The sequence below is a fragment of the Nocardia violaceofusca NBRC 14427 genome (assembly GCF_963869435.1).
In the GTDB taxonomy this organism is placed as follows: Bacteria; Actinomycetota; Actinomycetes; order Mycobacteriales; family Mycobacteriaceae; genus Nocardia; species Nocardia aobensis.
Genome location: NZ_CAWMPM010000022.1, coordinates 9,160 through 27,947, shown reverse-complemented (window position 1 = coordinate 27,947; position 18,788 = coordinate 9,160). Strand labels below are relative to the sequence as shown.

Annotated in this window: 3 protein-coding genes and 1 tRNA gene; 3 read left to right on the top strand and 1 reads right to left on the bottom strand. The window is 69.3% G+C overall.

Features of this window, described 5'->3' with window-relative positions; translation table 11 throughout:
• Nucleotides 1-127 precede the first annotated feature (127 nt).
• Entirely contained in the window at nucleotides 128-3,139 is a 3,012-nt protein-coding gene (locus AC5592_RS17530) for a UPF0182 family protein (RefSeq protein ID WP_083871085.1), read from the top strand.
• Between the two features lie 189 nt (nucleotides 3,140-3,328).
• On the opposite strand, the gene AC5592_RS17525 is transcribed toward AC5592_RS17530, so the two are convergent.
• The gene (locus AC5592_RS17525; RefSeq protein ID WP_036504333.1) at nucleotides 3,329-3,868 is read right to left on the bottom strand and encodes a transglycosylase family protein; all 540 of its coding nucleotides are present in this window, start codon (nucleotides 3,866-3,868) and stop codon (nucleotides 3,329-3,331) included.
• Nucleotides 3,869-4,485: 617 nt separating this feature from the next.
• Between AC5592_RS17525 and AC5592_RS17520 the strand changes: the two genes are divergently transcribed.
• Together AC5592_RS17520 and AC5592_RS17515 are read left to right on the top strand one after the other, a co-directional pair.
• Nucleotides 4,486-4,559: transfer RNA gene (locus tag AC5592_RS17520), tRNA-Met, on the top strand.
• A 552-nt stretch (nucleotides 4,560-5,111) separates the two neighbouring features.
• Nucleotides 5,112-18,764: a type I polyketide synthase gene (locus AC5592_RS17515; protein WP_269750195.1), complete on the top strand. Its 13,653-nt coding sequence runs from the start codon at nucleotides 5,112-5,114 to the stop codon at nucleotides 18,762-18,764.
• The last annotated feature ends 24 nt before the right edge of the window (nucleotides 18,765-18,788 follow it).

The window sequence follows — 18,788 nt, the reverse complement described above, 5'->3', positions numbered from 1 at the left end:
CAAGCCGTCCCGTTTTACGTAGAGTGGGGCGCGAGAGACGGTCCGCAGGGACCGGACGCATCATCGGACTGCGGTGTATCGGCCGACAATCGCTTCGGTACGCCGCCGGACCTGGGAGAGTGGCATCGTGGGCATGCGCCCCCCGACAGGCTTACCTTCGCTGTCTCGACGCAGCCGGATATTGCTGATCACCGCGCTCGTGATTGCGGCGTTGCTGCTGGTCGGCCCGCGGTTGACCGACGCGTACACCAACTGGTTGTGGTTCGGCGAGGTCGGCTTCCGCCAGGTGTTCACCACGGTGCTCGTCACCCGGCTTCTGTTGTTCCTCATCGTCGCGGTCGTGGTCGGGGCACTGGTCTGGCTGGCGCTGCTGGCCGCCTACCGCACCCGCCCGGTCTTCGTCCCGGTGTCCGGTCCCAGCGATCCGATCGCGCGCTACCGCACCACCGTGATGGGCCGGTTGCGACTGTTCGGCATCGGCATCCCGGTACTGGTCGGCCTGCTGTCGGGTCTGGTCGCGCAGTCGAGCTGGGTCACGGTGCAGCTGTTCCTGCACGGCGGTTCGTTCGGGATCAAGGATCCGCAGTTCCACATCGACGTCGGTTTCTACGCCTTCGATCTGCCGTTCTACAAGTTGCTGCTGAACTGGCTGTTCGTGGCCGTGGTGATCGCGTTCTTCGCGAACCTCGTCACGCACTACATCTTCGGCGGGCTGCGGCTGTCCGGTCGGGAGGGCACGCTGACCCGCCCGGCCCGCATCCAGCTCGCGCTGATCGCGGGCACGTTCGTGGTGCTGAAGGCGGTCGCCTACTGGTTCGACCGGTACTCGCTGCTGTCGAGCACCCGCAAGGAGCCCACCTTCACGGGCGGTTCCTACACCGATATCAACGCGGTGCTGCCGGCCAAGCTGATCCTGATGTCGATCGCGATCATCTGCGCGGTCGCGTTCTTCGCCGGGGTGGTGCTGCGCGATCTGCGCGTGCCCGCGATGGCGGCCGCACTGCTGTTGCTGTCGTCGATCCTGGTCGGCGCGGTGTGGCCGCTGGTGGTCGAGCAGTTCGAGGTGCGCCCGAACGCCGCCACCAAGGAAGCGACCTATATCGAACGCAACATCACGGCGACCCGGCAGGCCTACGGACTCACCGACGACAAGGTCTCCTACGTCGACTACAAGGGTTCGCAGACCAAGGATCCGGGATCGATTCCGGCCGACCAGCAGACCATCGGCAATATCCGGCTGCTCGATCCGAATCTGCTGACCCAGACCTTCATCCAGCGCCAGCAGCTGCAGAACTTCTACGGCTTCCCGGACCCGCTGGACATCGACCGCTACACCATCAACGGCGAGAAGCAGGACTACATCGTCGCCGCCCGCGAACTGGTGCCGCAGAACCTGTCCGGTAACCAGACCGACTGGATCAACAAGCACACCGTCTACACCCACGGCGACGGCTTCGTCGCGTCCCCGGCCAACCGGGTGAACGTGGCCCCGCCGAAGGAAACTCAGCAGGCCGCCACCGGCGCCGGCACCAGCAGCTCCAGCGGCGGGTACGGATATCCGGTCTTCAACGTCGGCGACAAGTCGACGGTGAGCGATCTGTTCACGCCGAAGGACAAGCAGGCCATCCCGGTCGATCAGCCGCGCATCTACTACGGCGAGATGATCTCCAAATCCGATGCCGACTACGCGATCGTGGGCGGCAACAACCAGCCGCCGCGCGAATACGACACCGGCACCGATCAGTACACCTACACCGGCAAGGGCGGTGTCCCGATCGGCAACTGGTTCAACCGCCTCGCCTTCGCCGCCAAGTACGCCGAACGCAACATCCTGTTCTCCGGCGCCATCGGCTCGGATTCGAAGATCATCTACAACCGCGATCCGCGCAGCCGCGTGCAGCAGGTGGCACCGTGGCTGACCACCGACGGCGACATGTATCCGGCGGTGGTGAACGGGCGCATCCTCTGGATCGTCGACGCCTACACCACGCTGGACAACTTCCCCTATGCGCAACGCACCTCGCTGGAAGGCGTGGTCGAGGACAGCATCGACCAGAACACCGGTCGCACGCTGCCGCGCAAGGAGGTCAGCTACATCCGCAACTCCGTCAAGGCCACGGTCGACGCCTACGACGGCACGGTCAACCTCTACGACGTGGACCCCACCGATCCGGTGCTCAACGCCTGGCGCGGGGTGTTCCCGAACTCGGTGAAGCCGCAGAGTGAGATCTCGCCGGAGTTGGCCGCGCACTTCCGGTATCCGGAGGATCTGTTCAAGGTGCAGCGCGAGATGCTGGCGCGCTACCACGTGAACGATCCGCGCGAGTTCTTCACCAACAACGCGTTCTGGTCGGTCCCCAACGATCCGACCTCCGACACCCCGACCAACGCGCATCAGCCGCCGTACTACGTGCTCATCGGCGATCCGAAGACCGGTCGGCCGCAGTTCAATCTGACCAGTGCGATGGTCGGCTTCAAACGCCAGTTCCTCGCGGCCTACATCCAGGTGGCGGCGGATCCGGAGAACTACGGCAAGTTCACGGTGCTCAAGCTGCCGACGGATTCGCAGACGCCGGGCCCGCAACAGGTTCAGACGTCGATGACCACCGATGCCCGGGTCTCGAACGACCGGACATTGCTGACCGGTGGTAACACCAACAAGATCAAATACGGGAATCTGCTCACCCTGCCCATCGGCGAGGGCGGCATCCTCTACGTCGAACCCTGGTATCTGGAGCGCAACAGCGGACCGACCACGGCGTCGTTCCCACAGTTGGTGAAGGTCCTGGCCTCCTACGGCGACAAGGTGGGCTATCAGTCCACGCTGGGCGATGCCCTCAACGACGTCCAGGACGGATTGGGCGCCGCGACGACGCAGCAGCCCGGGCAGGCGGCGATCAACCCGCCCGGCCAGCAGGGCAGTACCTCACCACCGCCGTCGAACCAGAACACTCCGCCGCCCTCCTCGACGCCGCCGCCCACGACCGGGTCGGCGGGCAAGGATGCCGCGGTCAAGGAGCTCAACGACGCCCTGAAGGGGGTCGAGGACGCGCAGAAGTCCGGTGACCTCGGGCAGTTGGGCAAGGCGCTGGAAGGTCTGCAGAAGGCCATCGACGCCTACAACAAGGCCGGCGGTTAGCGGCGGCCGGTGATCGACGACGACGGCGCCCCGGATGATCCGGGGCGCCGTTCGCATTCGGCTTGCCCAATCGCCTTCGGCCCCACGACGGCTTTCGGCCCCCGAACGACTTTCGGCGCTGCCATCACGAGGATGGCAGCGCCGAAAGTGTTCGGGTCGCAGCGTGCGCGGAATCTACCGCGCCGCGGCTCAGCGGCCCAGGGAGTCGATCAGACCGCTGTTCTGCTCGAGGATCTGCTGGAACTGGTGACCCACACCGAACCGCTGCGCGGCCTGCTGGCCGGCGTCGGTGGCCTTGTTGATCAGGTCCTGGCGATCGTTCGGCAGCTGCACCGGAGCGGTCGGCTCGGGCTGCGGGGCCGGGGCCGGCTGGCTCTCCTCGGCGGGCGCGTAGCGCAGGTACTGGCCGCATACCGGCCAGGCGCCGGGGCCCTGGGTCTGCAGCACGTTCTCCGCGACGCGGATCTGCTCGTCCTTGCTCGCGTTCTGCGGCGAGCCGTTGCCACCGTTGGCGCTCCAGGTGGACTGCGTGAACTGCAGACCGCCGTAGTAGCCGTTACCGGTGTTGATATTCCAGTTGCCGCCGCTCTCGCACTGCGCGACACCGTCCCAGTCGTGGGCGGGCGCAGCCGAAGCAGTGGTGGAAGCTGCGAACGGGACGGCAACAAGGGCGCCGGCGACGGCGGCGAAGCCGAGGGCGCGACTGCTGATCTTCCGGTTCTTGTTCATGGTGGTGTCCCTCCCTGCGCCCGCCGGCCCGGCGATGTTCCGCCGCGTCCCTGCCCCCAGGAGGTCGGGGATCCCCGAACCGCGGGGCAGGGTTGCCGGTGTGCAGCGGTTCGGGTCTGGATGCCCATCACGGGTTCGATCCGGGCCGCATTCGACCATAACGAACAGATCTCGGCAGATCACGTCTTGATAACAGAGACAATTGCATGAAGCGAATAACCGGATTCGAGCGTTGATGCAGGTTGGCTATGCCATGTTCGGACATTGCGGTCGTTCGTTATGTGGCCGTTATGTGCGGTGAATCACGTGAAAATAGTGGTCCGGGTCACGTTTTCCTGGCCTGATTTTTGGAAACGCGCGCGTTTCCCACGCGAGTTCTCCTCATTCGAGGTGTTGCGAGGCTTCTGTATCGAGCCGCCGGTTCGTCCGATTCGGGCTTCGTGTGTGAGATTTCGGCGGTCGGTGTCGATGTGGTCAGCGAGCGTGGCCGGCCGGTATTTCGCGGGCGGGAAGCTGTGGCGGCCGCCGGTCGAGATCGCGTCGATGCTCGTCTAAACCGGTCCTGACCACCGGATTTGCTACGTCTGTCGACTCGTGTGTAATGTTGTGTTCACCGACGCGGGGTGGAGCAGCTCGGTAGCTCGCTGGGCTCATAACCCAGAGGTCGCAGGTTCAAATCCTGTCCCCGCTACTAGTGAAGAGGTCCCGGAACCGGAAGGTTCCGGGACTTTTTCGTTTCCGTCGGGGGTCTGGCGGGTTGTGGCTCCGACACGGCGAACCCGCAGGCAGTGCGCGGTTTTCGGCCTCGATACCGATCGCCGGGCAGCGGCGTACATCACACTATTCCCACTGCTGGTAAGACTCGGAACGGCCAAATACTGTTCAGTAACTATGAGTCCTGTGCTGTTGTACGAACCCCGAAAGGGATCCTTGTGATAGATCACGGCGCCGTCGCGTAGATGCGGCGTACGCATCCCGCTCGGGCACTACCTCTTCTCCGCGCGCCTCGACACTCCGGCATACCTTCGGTTGCCGTACGAAATCCGGCATATCGGAGCGGACGGCCTCGTCTGCTCCGAGTCGAATCCGGCTTCGTGTGGAGGACGCTCATATATCGTTCGGGACTCTTCGCTGGGCCGTGAACGCGTCCAAAAACGTTGTATAGAAGCAGAATTCGTACCCCCCCGGGCAATGGTGAGGGCGTTCGCGAGTTCGCGCGTTCATCGAGGAAGGAATTTCAGAGGTGACCGGATCGGCAAATGCCGTCGCTATCGTCGGTATGTCCTGCAGAATGCCGGGGGCGGCCGATCTCGACGGTTATTGGCAGCTGCTCAGAGACGGGCGCGCCGCGATCGGCGCGGCGCCGGCCGGGCGGGAGAACATCACCGAGCGCGCCGGTTTCCTGAGTACCGCAAGAGATTTCGACGCGGACTTCTTCGGGATCTCGCCCAACGAAGCGCGGGCGATCGATCCACAGCAACTGCTGGCACTGGAACTGGGCTGGGAGGCGCTCGAGGACGCCGGCCTGACCGCCACGCCGAGCGACGGCCGGCGCCACGGCGTGTTCTTGGGTTGTACCGGAAGCGATTTCGCCGAACTGCTCGCCTCGCAGGGTGGCCCGGGCGTCGGCCGCCACTCGCTGTGGGGAGTCGGCCGCGGCATCATCGCCAACCGCGTCTCGAACTACTTCGGTTTCGGCGGCCCGAGCGTCCTGGTCGACAGCGCCCAGGCGTCGTCGCTGGTCGCGGTGCATCTGGCCTGCGAGAGCCTGCGCAGCGGGGAAAGTGAGCTGGCGCTGGCCGGCGGTCTGAATCTGATTCTCTCGCCGACCAGCAGCGAGCGGATCGAGCAGTTCGGCGCACAGTCGGCACTCGGCGCCTGCTACACCTTCGACGCGCGAGCCGACGGGTTCGTGCGGGGTGAGGGCGGCGCCATGGTGGTGCTGAAATCGCTGGACCGCGCCATCGCCGACGGCGACCGGATCCATGCCGTGATCCGCGGCAGTGCGGTCGCCACCGGTAACGAGCGCCGTGTGCTGAGCGCGCCCAGCCGTGACGCGCAAGCCGCGGCGATCCGCGCGGCGCTGACCGCGGCGGGCGTCGACGCGCCGTCGGTGCAGTACGTCGAACTGCACGGCACGGGAACACCGGCCGGTGATCCGGTGGAGGCGGCCGCGCTCGGTGACACCTACGGCCCGGATCGCGACACCCCGCTGGCCGTCGGCTCGGTCAAGACCAATATCGGTCACCTGGAGGGCGCTTCGGGTATCGCGGGCCTGGTCAAGACCGTGCTCTGCCTTTCCCGCCGGGAACTGGTCGCCAGCCTGAACTTCGAGACGCCGAATCCTCGAATTCCGCTCGGCGAGTTGGCTTTACGCGTCGTCACCGATACCGAGAACTGGCCCGCGGCCGCGGTGCGCCGGGCCGGGGTGTCGTCGTTCGGCATGGGCGGCTCGAATGCCCACGTGATCGTGGAGGAGGCGCCCGAGGTCGGCTCGGCCACGGCGGACGACGACACCGGCGCGGTGGCGTGGGTGGTCTCGGCCCGGAGCGAGGGCGGCGTCCGGGCGCAAGCGGCCCGGCTGCGGGAATGGCTGTTGCGCCATCCGGAGCCGACCGCGGCCGACGTGGGTTTCTCCCTGCTGACCACGCGCGCCCGAATGGAATGGCGCGGCAGCGTCGTCGGCCGGGACCGCGACGACCTGCTGGCGGGCTTGGCGGCCCTGGCCGACCCGGCCGCGCCCGCGGTGGCGATCGAACCCGCTGTCGGGCGCGCCGCGCCACGGCGGATCGCCTTCGTCTTCCCAGGACAGGGAAGCCAATGGGAGGGTATGGCGCTGGGCCTGCTGGACGCGGGCGGCGCGTTCGCCGAGTCGATCGCCGAATGCGACGCGGCGTTGGCGCCCTACGTGGACTGGTCGCTGACGGCCGTGCTGCGTGGTGCGCACGACGCGCCCCCGCTGGACCGGGTGGACGTGGTGCAACCCGTGCTGTTCGCGGTGATGGTCTCGCTGGCGCGGATGTGGCGCGCGGCCGGTGTGGAACCGGATGTGGTGATCGGTCATTCGCAGGGTGAGATCGCGGCCGCCCACATCGCCGGTGGGCTGTCGCTGTCCGACGCCGCGCGGGTGGTGGCGCTGCGGTCGCGGGCGGTGGCCGAGGAACTGGCCGGGCAGGGCGGGATGGCCTCGATCGGGCTCGGTGCGGACGCGCTGCGCGAACGCCTGTCCGCGTACGGCGATCGGCTGTCGATGGCCGCGGTGAACGGGCCCGCCCAGAGTGTGATCGCCGGTGACGTCGAGGCGGTGGCGGAGTTCGTCGCCGCCTGTGCCGGGGACGGAGTGTGGGCCCGCCGGATTCCGGTGGACTACGCGTCACATTCGAAGGCGGTCGAGCGGGTCCGCGCGCGGCTGCTCTCGGAACTCGCGCCCATCCGCCCGCGCTCCGGGGCGGTGCCGATGTTCTCCACGGTGACCGCCGAGCGGGTGGATACCGCGGAACTGGATGCCGACTACTGGTACCGGTCGTTGCGGGAGCCGGTTCGATTCGCCGATGCCGTCACCGCGCTGATCGCCGACGGTGTCGACGGTTTCGTCGAGACGAGTCCGCATCCGGTGCTGACCATGGGTGTGGGGGTGACCGCCGAAGCGGCCGGTGCGGGCGCGGAGGTAGCGGTCGTCGGGTCGTTGCGCCGCGGCGAGGGCGGGCCGGAGCGGTTCCTGGCCTCGCTGGCCCAGGCATTCTGCGCCGGGATGCCCGTGGCGCCACGAGCACTGGTGCCGGGGGGAACGCGAGTCGACCTGCCGCCGTACGCGTTTCAGCGTCGCACGGTCGCGTCCGGTACGCCGGTCGCCCGCGCCGCGACCGCCGCGCGGATTCCGGAGGTCGAGGCCGACGGTGCGGAACAGACGGCGACCTGGGATGACACACCGCTGGCGCGGCGACTGCGGGGCGCCCCCGAATATCAGTACGACACCCTCGTTCTCGACATCGTTCGCGAGCAGGCCGCGGCCGTCCTCGGTCACGAGTCGGCCGAGGCGATCCACCCCACGTTGCCGTTCACCGAGTTCGGCTTCGACTCCGTCAGCGGCGTGCAACTTCAGAATCGGTTGACGCGGGCCACCGGAATTCCCCTGCCGGCGTCGCTCGTCTTCGACCATCCGACCGCGACCGCCGTCGCCACACTGCTGCGGGAACGGATCACCGGCGTCGAGCGCGGGCACCGTCGGGCGGCGCGGCGCGGTACCGCCGACGAACCGATCGCGATCGTCGGCATGAGCGCCCGTTTCCCCGGCGGGGTGCGATCCGCGCAGGACCTGTGGGATCTGGTGGACGCGGGCCGGGATGCGATCGGCGAATTCCCCACCGATCGCGGATGGGACCTGGACCGGCTCTTCGATCCGGATCCGGGAAAACCCGGTACGGTCTACACCCGCCATGGTGGATTCCTCAATGGCGCAGCCGATTTCGATCCGGCCTTCTTCGGAATCAGCCCGCGGGAAGCGCTGGCGATGGATCCGCAACAGCGTCTGCTGCTCGAAACATCGTGGGAAGCCCTGGAGGACGCGGGTATCGACCCGACCTCGCTACGCGGCAGCGATACCGGTGTGTTCGTCGGCGCCTGCTCGTCGGGCTATGCCGGACGGGTGACCGGTGACCTGGAGGGTTTCCGGCTGACCGGCACGTCGCACAGTGTCATCTCCGGCCGCGTCGCCTACGTGTTCGGCCTGGAAGGTCCGGCGGTGACGGTCGATACCGCGTGCTCGTCGTCGCTGGTGGCGTTGCACCTGGCCTGTCAGGCGTTGCGTCAGGGGGACAGTTCGCTGGTGCTCGCCGGTGGAGTCACCGTCGCGGCCAGTCCCTACCTCTACGTCGACTTCTCGCGGCAGCGCGGTCTGGCACCGGACGGCCGGTGCAAGGCGTTCTCCGCCGCCGCCGACGGTGTGGCCTGGTCGGAGGGTTCCGGCGTGCTGGTGCTGGAACGACTGTCGGACGCACAGCGGCTCGGCCACGACATCGTGGCCGTCGTCCGCGGCAGTGCGGTGAACCAGGACGGTGCGAGCAACGGTCTGACCGCCCCGAACGGTCCGTCGCAGGAACGTGTGATCGCGCAGGCCCTCGCCAATGCGGGACTATCGGCCGGTGACGTCGACGCCGTCGAGGCGCACGGCACCGGCACCACGCTGGGTGATCCGATCGAGGCGCAGGCGTTGATCGCCGCCTACGGACGCGACCGTGGGCAACCGTTGCGGATCGGGTCCCTGAAATCGAATATCGGTCATACCGTCGCCGCCGCCGGTGTGGCGGGTGTGATCAAGATGGTGCAGGCACTGCGCCACGAGCGGTTGCCACGCACCTTGCACGCCGACACGCCGTCCCCGCACGTGGACTGGGCGACCGGTGCGGTGCGGCTGCTGACCGACGCCGAACGGTGGCCCACCGGCGATCGGGTGCGCCGGGCCGGTGTGTCGTCGTTCGGGATCAGCGGCACCAATTCTCACGTGATCCTCGAGGAAGCGCCGGCCGCGCAGCGTGTCGAAAGTGCTGCGGCACAGCCGGTTACCACCGTCGCGAGCATCCCGTTGCTGATCTCGGGCAAGGGGGAGGCGGGGCTGCGGGCGCAGGCGGCGACGCTGCACACCTGGTTGTCGGAGCGTCCGCAGGCCGATATCGCCGAGGTCGCCCAGGCGCTGGCCACCGACCGTGCGCACTTGGATTCGCGCAGTGTGGTTTTCGGCCGCGATCGGGAGGAGGTGCTCGCGCGGCTGGCCGATCTCGCCGCGGCGCGTCCGGGCACCGATATCGTCGACGGCGTCGCCGGTTCGGGGCGGACGGCGTTCCTGTTCACCGGTCAGGGCGCCCAGCGGATCGGTATGGGCGCGGGCCTGTACGAGGCGTTCCCGGTTTTCGCCGAGGCGCTGGATTCGGTGTGCGCGCAGTTCGACCCGATGCTGAACCGTTCGCTGCGGGAGGTCATGTTCGGCGACGCCGCGCTGCTGGATCGTACCGAGTTCACTCAGCCGGCCCTGTTCGCCTTCGAGGTGGCGATGTTTCGCCTGCTCGAATCGTTCGGTGTCACAGCGGATGTGCTGATCGGCCATTCCATCGGCGAACTCGCGGCGGCGCATCTGGCGGGGCTGTGGTCGCTCCCGGACGCCTGCCGGTTGGTGGCGGCGCGGGGCCGGCTCATGGGCGCGCTGCCCGCCGGTGGCGCGATGTTGGCGGTCGCGGCGACCGAGGCGGAGGTGAACGACGCCGTTGCCGAGCATCCGGGCCGGGTCTCGGTTGCCGCCGTGAACGCGCCTGGAGCCCTGGTGGTTTCGGGGGACGAGGAGGCGATCGAGCGGATCGAGGCGCGATTCGCCGAGCGGGGCGCGAAGACGACGCGGTTGCGCGTCGGCCATGCCTTCCACTCACATCGGATGGACCCGATGCTGGCCGAATTCGAGTCGGTAGCAGCGGAATTGACCTACCATCGGCCCCGGCTGCCGATGGTGTCGAACGTCTCCGGTCAGCTCGCCGGGGACGACATACTGGAACCGGCGTACTGGGTGCGGCAGGTGCGGGCCGCGGTGCGATTCGCGCCGGGGATCGAGACGCTGGCCGCCTCGGGCGTGCGCCGATTCCTGGAGCTGGGACCGGATGCGGTGCTGGCGGCGCTGACCCGCCGGAGCCTGCCGGAGACCGCGGACTCCACGGTGGCCGCCGCCGCGCGCCGCGATCACGACGAAATCCGGCAGTTGCTGACCATGCTGGCGCACGCGCACGTCGCGGGCGCGCGAGTGGATTGGATGCCCCTGTTCGGGCACCGGTCGCGACGTCGAGTTCCGCTGCCCACCTACGCTTTCCGTCACCAGCGCTTCTGGTTGCCGCCGCGGGAGACCGCCGGCGACCCCTCGGCCCACCCGCTGCTCACCGGCGTGGTGCCGGTGGCCGGTACGGACGAATTCGTTTTCACCGGCCGGTTCTCGCTGTCGTCGGATCCCTGGGTGGCCGACCACATGACCTACGGAACCGTCGTGTTGCCGAGCGCGACCCTCGTGGAATTCCTGCTGGTCGCGGGCGGCCGTATCGGCTGCGGTGTCCTCGACGAGCTCACCCTGGAGGCGCCGATCCTGCCGTCGGGTGACGACGAGGTCGAACTCCAGGTGTCGGTGCGGGAGCCGGATCCGAGCGGGCGACGGTCGTTCGTCTTCCACTTCCGGCGAGCGGGGGAGTGGGTGCGCAATGCCAGCGGCGTGCTGGCCCCCGCGTGGGAGGGCGGTGACGCGCTGCTGGACCGCCTGCGTGACGAGCCGTGGCCCCCCGCCGACGCCGAAACACTCGATACCGCATGGATTCCCGAGCAGATCGCCACCGGATCCGGCCTCGAGTACGGTCCGGCATTCCTCGGGGTCGAGGCCGCGTGGCAGCGGGACGGGACGGTCTTGTCCGAGATCGCCCTGGACACCGTGGCCGCATCCGATCCGGAACGGTTCGATCTGCATCCGGCGCTGCTCGATCTGGTGATGCACGCCGGCCTGGCCGGACTCGTCTGGCGCGATCAGGACGGCGACCCGGACACCGGCCGGCTGTTGTTCCGCTGGGGTGGTGCGCGGTTGCATCAGCCGCTGGTCAAGGCGACGCGGTTGCGTGTCATCGCGGTTGCCTCCGGGCCGGAGACGATCTCGGTGGCGACCGTGGACGATTCGGGCCGGCCGGTCGTCTCCGTCGACGCGGTCGTCATGCGGCCCTACGACGTGCGACAGCTGCGCGGCACCATGACCGCGGACGACGCCGGTCTCTACGAGCTGCAGTGGACGCCCATGGCGGCGCCGACGATCGTGTCCGCGAACCGGATGGCCGTACTCGGTTCCGAGCCGCTCGCCGGCATCGACGCGTGCTATGCGACGCCCGCGGAAGTCGCTGCCGCACAGCCGATTCCGGAAACCGTCGTCTGGCGGCCGGATATCGGATCCGCATCCGGCGACCCGGCGGCCGTCCGCACGCACCTGGAGTCGGTGCTGGCCACGGTGCAGTCCTGGTTGACCGAAGAACGCCTGGCCGGGACCCGGTTGATCGTGACGACGGCCAACGGCGCCGCGCTGCCGGGCGAGACACCGGATTCCGCCGCCGCTGCCGTCCGGGGGCTGATCCGCAGCGCCCAGTCCGAATATCCGGGCCGGTTCGTCCTCGTCGACGCCGACGACTCGGTCGCCGACCGGGACGTTCGGACGGTCCTCGATGCGGTGCTCGCGGCCGACGAGCCTCAGGTCGCGGCGCGACGCGGAGCGGTACTCGTGCCCAGGCTGGCGCGGGTGCGCGACGAGTACCGGCAGGAGCCCGCGTTCGGCGACGGCACCGTTCTGATCACCGGTGGCACCGGTGGTCTCGGTGCGCTTGTCGCCCGTCACCTGGTCTCCGCGCACGGCGTCCGTCGGCTGCTGCTGGTCTCGCGGCGAGGCGAGAATGCCCCCGGTGCAACGGAATTGGCCGCCGAACTCGCGGAAGCCGGCGCCACCGTCGAGGTGGCGGCCTGTGACGTCGGCGATCGGGCGGCCGTGCGCGGGCTGCTCGGCTCGATCGTGCCCGAGCATCCGCTGACCGCGGTCATCCACACGGCCGGTGTGCTCGACGACGCCACCCTGGCCGGACTGGACGCCGAACAGCTGCGGCGGGTATTCGACGCGAAGGCCGCCGCCGCCCACCACCTGCACGAACTCACCAGTGACCTGACGGCATTCGTGCTGTTCTCCTCCGTCGCCGCGACGATCGGATCGGCCGGCCAGGCGAACTACGCCGCCGCCAACTCCTGTCTCGACGCGCTGGCCCACGCCCGGCGGGCCGCGGGGCTGCCCGCGGTGTCGCTGGCGTGGGGACCGTGGAATTCCGCCGGCGGTATGACCGGCGACCTCGACCGCAGCGCGGTCGCACGCTGGGAGCGGCTCGGCCTGCACCCGCTCGGCGATGCCGAAGGTCTGCGACTGTTCGACGCCGCCATCGGTCGCGGGGACGCGCACGCGGTGGCGATGCGGTTCGATCCGGCGCAGCTGCGGCGCGAAGCCCGCCACGGTGTGGTGCCCGCGGCGCTGCGCGGCTTCCTGCCCCGGACCGCGGAACGGACCACCGACCGGCCCGCAGCCGCATCCGGCGCGTTGGCCGCCCGCCTGAGCGAGGTTCCCGACAGCGCCCGCGCGGAGGTGGTGCTCGAGTTGGTCCGCGAACACGCGGCCGCCGTGCTCGGGCACCCGTCCGCCGCGGACGTCGACCCCGGGGCGCGTTTCGACGCCCTGGGATTCGATTCGCTCGGCGGCGTGGAATTCCGCAACCGGCTGTCGAAGGCCACCGGCGTGCAGCTGCCGTCGACCCTGGTCTTCGATCACCCGACCGCCGACGCGGTCGCCGCCCTGCTGCGCGCCAAGATCGAGGGCACCGACTCCGCCCGCCCGGTCCACGCGCCCCGGCGGGCCCGCGCGGACGAACCCATCGCGATCGTCGGCATGAGCTGCCGATTCCCGGGTGGTGCCGACAGCCCCGAACAGTTGTGGGATCTCGTGTCCTCGGGAACCGATGCCACCACCGAATTCCCGGACGATCGCGGGTGGGACCTGGCGCGGCTGATCGACCCGGATCCCGACAAGCCCGGCACCGTATACAGCCGCGGTGGTGGATTCCTCGGCGCCGCAGGCGATTTCGACGCCGGATTCTTCGGCATCAGCCCGCGTGAGGCACTGGCGATGGACCCGCAGCAGCGGCTGCTGCTGGAAACGTCCTGGGAAGCGCTGGAACACTCCGGCATCGACCCGATGACGTTGCGCGGCAGCGATACCGGTGTCTTCGCGGGCGCCTGCGCCTCGGGCTATGTCGATCACGTGACCGGCGATCTGGAGGGTTTCCGGCTGACCGGCACCACCCACAGCGTGGTCTCCGGGCGCGTCGCCTACGTCTTCGGGTTGGAGGGGCCGGCGGTCACGATCGACACCGCCTGCTCATCGTCGCTGGTGGCGTTGCATCTGGCGTGCCAGGCGCTGCGTCAGGGCGAAACGTCGCTGGCGCTGGCGGGCGGTGTGACCGTGGCGGCCACTCCTTATCTCTCCGTCGATTTCGCGCGGCAGCGCGGCCTGTCACCGGACGGCCGGTGCAAGGCGTTCTCCGCCGCGGCCGACGGTGTCGCGTTCTCCGAGGGTGTCGGCGTCCTGGTGCTGGAGCGGTTGTCGGATGCGTGGCGGCAGGGTCACGAGATCCTGGCGGTGATCCGGGGCAGCGCGGTCAACCAGGACGGTGCGAGCAACGGCCTGACCGCGCCGAACGGCCCCTCGCAGGAGCGAGTGATCGGCCAGGCCCTCGCGGCCGCCGGCCTCACACCCGCCGATGTGGACGCGGTGGAGGCACACGGGACCGGCACGCCACTCGGTGATCCGATCGAGGCCAACGCGTTGATAGCCGCCTATGGTCGCGACCGTGGGGACCGCGAGCCGCTGCGCATCGGTTCGATCAAGTCGAATATCGGTCATACCGTCGCGGCCGCCGGTGTCGGTGGCGTGATCAAGATGGTGCAGGCGCTGCGCCACGAAACTCTGCCACCGACCCTGCACGCGGAAACCCCGTCGCCGCACGTGGATTGGTCTGCGGGAGACGTGCGTCTGCTGTCCCGTGCGGAACCCTGGCGTGCCGGGAAGAGCGTTCGGCGGGCGGGCGTCTCCTCCTTCGGTGTCAGCGGCACGAACGCCCACTTGATCATCGAGGAGGCACCCGCCCCGCGTCCGCCGGTCTCGGCGCCGGTCGCCGCCGGCCCGGACCTGCCGATGCCCTGGCTGGTGTCGGCCAGGAGCGAGACCGCGCTCGGAGCACAGGCGGCGAAACTGCGGCAGTGGCTGGACGACCACGCCGGCGCCGACCCCGTGGACGTGGCCTATTCGCTGCTCACCACCCGTACGCATCACGAGTTCCGGGCGGTGGTGCTCGGCGGTGAGCGCGACGAAATGCTCACCGCGCTGACCCGGCTCGCGGCCGGAAACATCACTCCGGCAGTGGTTTCCGGCTCGCCGCGCGCCGGAAAGACCGCATTCCTGTTCACCGGTCAGGGCGCGCAGCGCGCCGGTATGGGCGCCGGACTGGCCGCGGCGTTCCCGGTCTTCGCCGCGGCGCTGGACGAGGTCTGTGCCCGATTCGATCCGTTGCTGGGATGTTCGCTGCGGCAGGTGATGTTCACCGGTCGTGCGGACGATCGGGACGCGGCCGCATCGGACGGGGTATTGGATCGGACCCGGCTGACGCAGCCGGCCCTGTTCGCGTTCGAGGTGGCGCTGTACCGGCTCGTCGAGTCGTTCGGCGTGGTCCCCGATCTGCTGATCGGGCATTCGATCGGTGAACTGGCCGCCGCGTATGTCGCCGGGGTGTGGTCGCTCGACGATGCCTGCACACTGGTGGCGGCGCGCGGCCGGTTGATGGACGCGCTGCCGCCGGGCGGGGCGATGCTGGCGATCGCCGCGCCCGAAACCGACGTGGTCACGGCGCTCGAGGCATTCGGTGACCGGGTGTCGCTGGCCGCGGTGAATTCTCCCGGCGCCGTGGTGGTTTCGGGTGACGAGGACGTCGTCGCGCAGCTCGATCGGCAGTTCTCCGGCGAGGGACGCAAGACCAGTCGTCTGCGGGTGTCGCACGCGTTCCATTCCGCTCGGATGGAGCCGATGCTGGCCGAATTCCGTGCCGTCGCGGACGGGGCCACCTTCCGTGCGCCGCGAATCCCGTTGGTGTCGAATGTTTCCGGTGCCGTCGCCGGCGACGAGATCGTGGACCCGGGCTATTGGACGTCGCAGGTGCGTGCCGCGGTCCGGTTCGCGCCGGGTGTCGCCGCACTGGTGGCCGCGGGTGCGCGCCGGTTCCTCGAAATCGGGCCCGACGCGGTGCTGGCGGCGATGACGCGGCAGACGCTGACCGCGGAGGTCGAGCAGCGGTCCGTGGTCGCCGCGGCGGCCCGCCGGGACCACGACGAGGTCGAGCAGTTCCTGACGATGCTCGCCCATGCCCACACCGCCGGACTGGCCGTGGACTGGAATCAGCTGTTCGCGGGCCGCCGGGTGTCCCGAATCCCGTTGCCCACCTACGCGTTCGACCATCGCCGGTACTGGCTCGAGCCGGCGCGTGCGGATCGTGCGGCCGCATCGGAGCATCCGCTGCTCACCGAGGTGGTGCGGGTGGCCGACCGCGACGAATGGCTGTTCACCGGTCGGCTCGCGCAGCGCACCCACCCGTGGCTCGCCGACCACACCACCTACGGTGTCGTGCTCGTACCGAGCGCCGCGCTGATGGAGATGCTGCTGGTCGCCGGTGAGCGCATCGGCTGTGCCGCGGTGGAGGAGTTGACGCTCGAGGCGCCGATCCTGCCCCCTGCCGACGGCGAGGTCGAACTCCAGGTGCTGGTGCGGGAACCGGACGCCACCGGACGCCGTTCGTTCACAGTCCACTACCGCCTGGCCGAGGCGCCCGATCGCGAGTGGTCCAGGAACGCCAGCGGCGTGCTGAGCGCCGAGCAGCTCACCGACATCGGACTCGTGGACATGCTGCGCACCGAGCCGTGGCCGCCCGCCGACGCCGAACCGGTGGACACCGACTGGATTCCGGCGCAGGTGGCGCGGGCCGCCGGACTGGAATACGGTCCGGCGTTCCTCGGTGTCGAGGCGGCCTGGCGCAGCGGGGACACCGTCTTCTCCGAGGTCGCGTTGGACGGGGAGGTTCCCGCCGAGCGGTTCCGGCTGCATCCGGCGCTGTTCGACATGGTCATGCATGCCGGGCTCGCCTGCCTGATCTGGCCGGATCACCAGGGCAATCCGGCCGAGGGCAAACTTCTGTTCCGCTGGGGCGCAACGCAGATCCATCGCACCGCGCCGGTCGGCTCCCTGCGGGTGATGGCGGTTCAGCGCAGCAGCGAGGCGATCAGCGTGGTGGCCGTCGACCGGGACGGCAATGCGGTGGTGACCATCGACGAGGTGGTCATGCGCTCCTACGACGTCCAGCAGTTCCGGGCCACGCTCTCGGGCGGGCGAGCCGCGCGATACGGAATGCGATGGACGGCAGTCGATGTCCCGGTGGCGGCACCGCTCGGAAGTACTGTCCTGCTGGGCGCGGCGGGGATGTCGGGTATCGAGGAGCGTTATCCGGATCAGGCGGCGCTCGCCGCCCGTGCGACGGCTCCCGACGTGGTGGTGTGGTCCGAACATGCTGTGGTGCAGAGTGATTCACCACAGGCCACGGGCGATCGGGTGAAGAGCGCGCTGCGGGTGGTACGCGAGTGGCTGGCCGACGAGCGTGTCGCACCGTCGCAGCTGGTCGTGGTGACCGCCCGTGCGGCGACGCTGCCCGGCGAGATCCCCGACGCCGCGGCGGCGGCGGTGTGGGGATTGATCCGGAGCGCCCAAACCGAATATCCCGGACGGATCGTGCTGCTCGATACGGATGAAACGGCGATTTCGGCCGAATCGGTCCGGGTTGCGATCGCCACCGGTGAGCCGCAGCTGGCGGTTCGCGGCGATCGCTTCCTGGCGCCGCGGCTCGAGCCGCTGTCCGCGCACCCGGCCGAGACGGTGTCGTTCGGCGCCGGCACGGTCCTGATCACCGGTGGGACCGGAGGACTGGGTGCCCTGCTGGCGCGGCATCTCGTCACCGCATACGGGGTGCGGCGACTGCTGCTGGTCTCCCGGCGTGGTGACCGTGCGGACGGGGCGGCGGAACTGTCGGCGGAACTGTCCGGGCTCGGCGCGCAGGTGCGGATCGCCGCGTGCGATGTGAGCGACCGTGCCGCACTGCGTGATCTGCTGACCGACGACACGCGCGACCATCCGCTCACCGGCGTCGTCCACACCGCGGGCGTTCTCGACGACAGCGCGTTCCATACCCTCACCGACGCGGGCGTCGGCCGGGTGCTCGCGGCCAAGGCCGAGGCGGCGTGGCATCTGCACGAACTCACCCGCGACATGGATCTGTCCGCGTTCGTGCTGTTCTCGTCGATCGCCGGGTCGATCGGCTCGGCCGGACAGGCGAATTACGCCGCCGCCAACAGCTTCCTGGACGCCCTGGCGGTCCGGCGCCGCGCCGAGGGATTGCCGGCCCTGTCACTCGCCTGGGGGCCGTGGCAGCAGGACATCGGCATGACCGGGGTGCTGGACCGCACCGCGCTGGCGCGGCTGGAACGTCTGGGTCTGGCTCCGCTGGACCGTGCCGAGGGGCTGCGATTGTTCGACGAATCGCTCACCGCGCCCGAGCCGGCGCCGGTGCTGGTGCACTTGGACACCGACACGCTGCGCATGCAGGCCCATACCGGCTCGATACCGGCGGTGCTGCGCGGATTCGTGCGCACGTCCGGCCGGACGGCCACCGCCTCGCGCGGTGACGTCTCGCTCGGGGAGCGTCTGCACGGGGTCGCGGAGGAGAAGCGGCGCGGCGTCGTTCTCGATCTCGTGCGCGAGAACGTCGCGGCGGTACTGGGTTACGGCTCGGCCGACGATATCGGGGCCGACCGCGGTTTCAGCGAACTCGGCTTCGATTCGCTCGGCGGCGTGGAGTTCCGCAACCGGCTGTCGAAGGCGACGGGGCTGTCGCTGCCCTCGACCCTGGTCTTCGACTATCCGACGGCGGCCGAAGTCGCCGACTATCTGCTGGCGCAAACCACCGTGACGGCGCCGCAGTCGCCGACCTCGGCGGCGGCGCCCGACGACATCGCGCGGCTCGAGGCGCTGCTCGAGCGCATCATCACCGGCGGTGACGACAGCGACCGGACCGTGGCCGGCCTGCGGGGCGTCAGCGAGCGCCTGCGCGGTTTTCTGGGGGGCACGTCGTCGGACGGTGACTACGACGACCTCGAATTCACTTCCGACAGTGAGCTGTTCGACCTGATCGACGAGGAGTTTGGCCCCGCATGAGCACCCCCGATACGAGCAACGAGG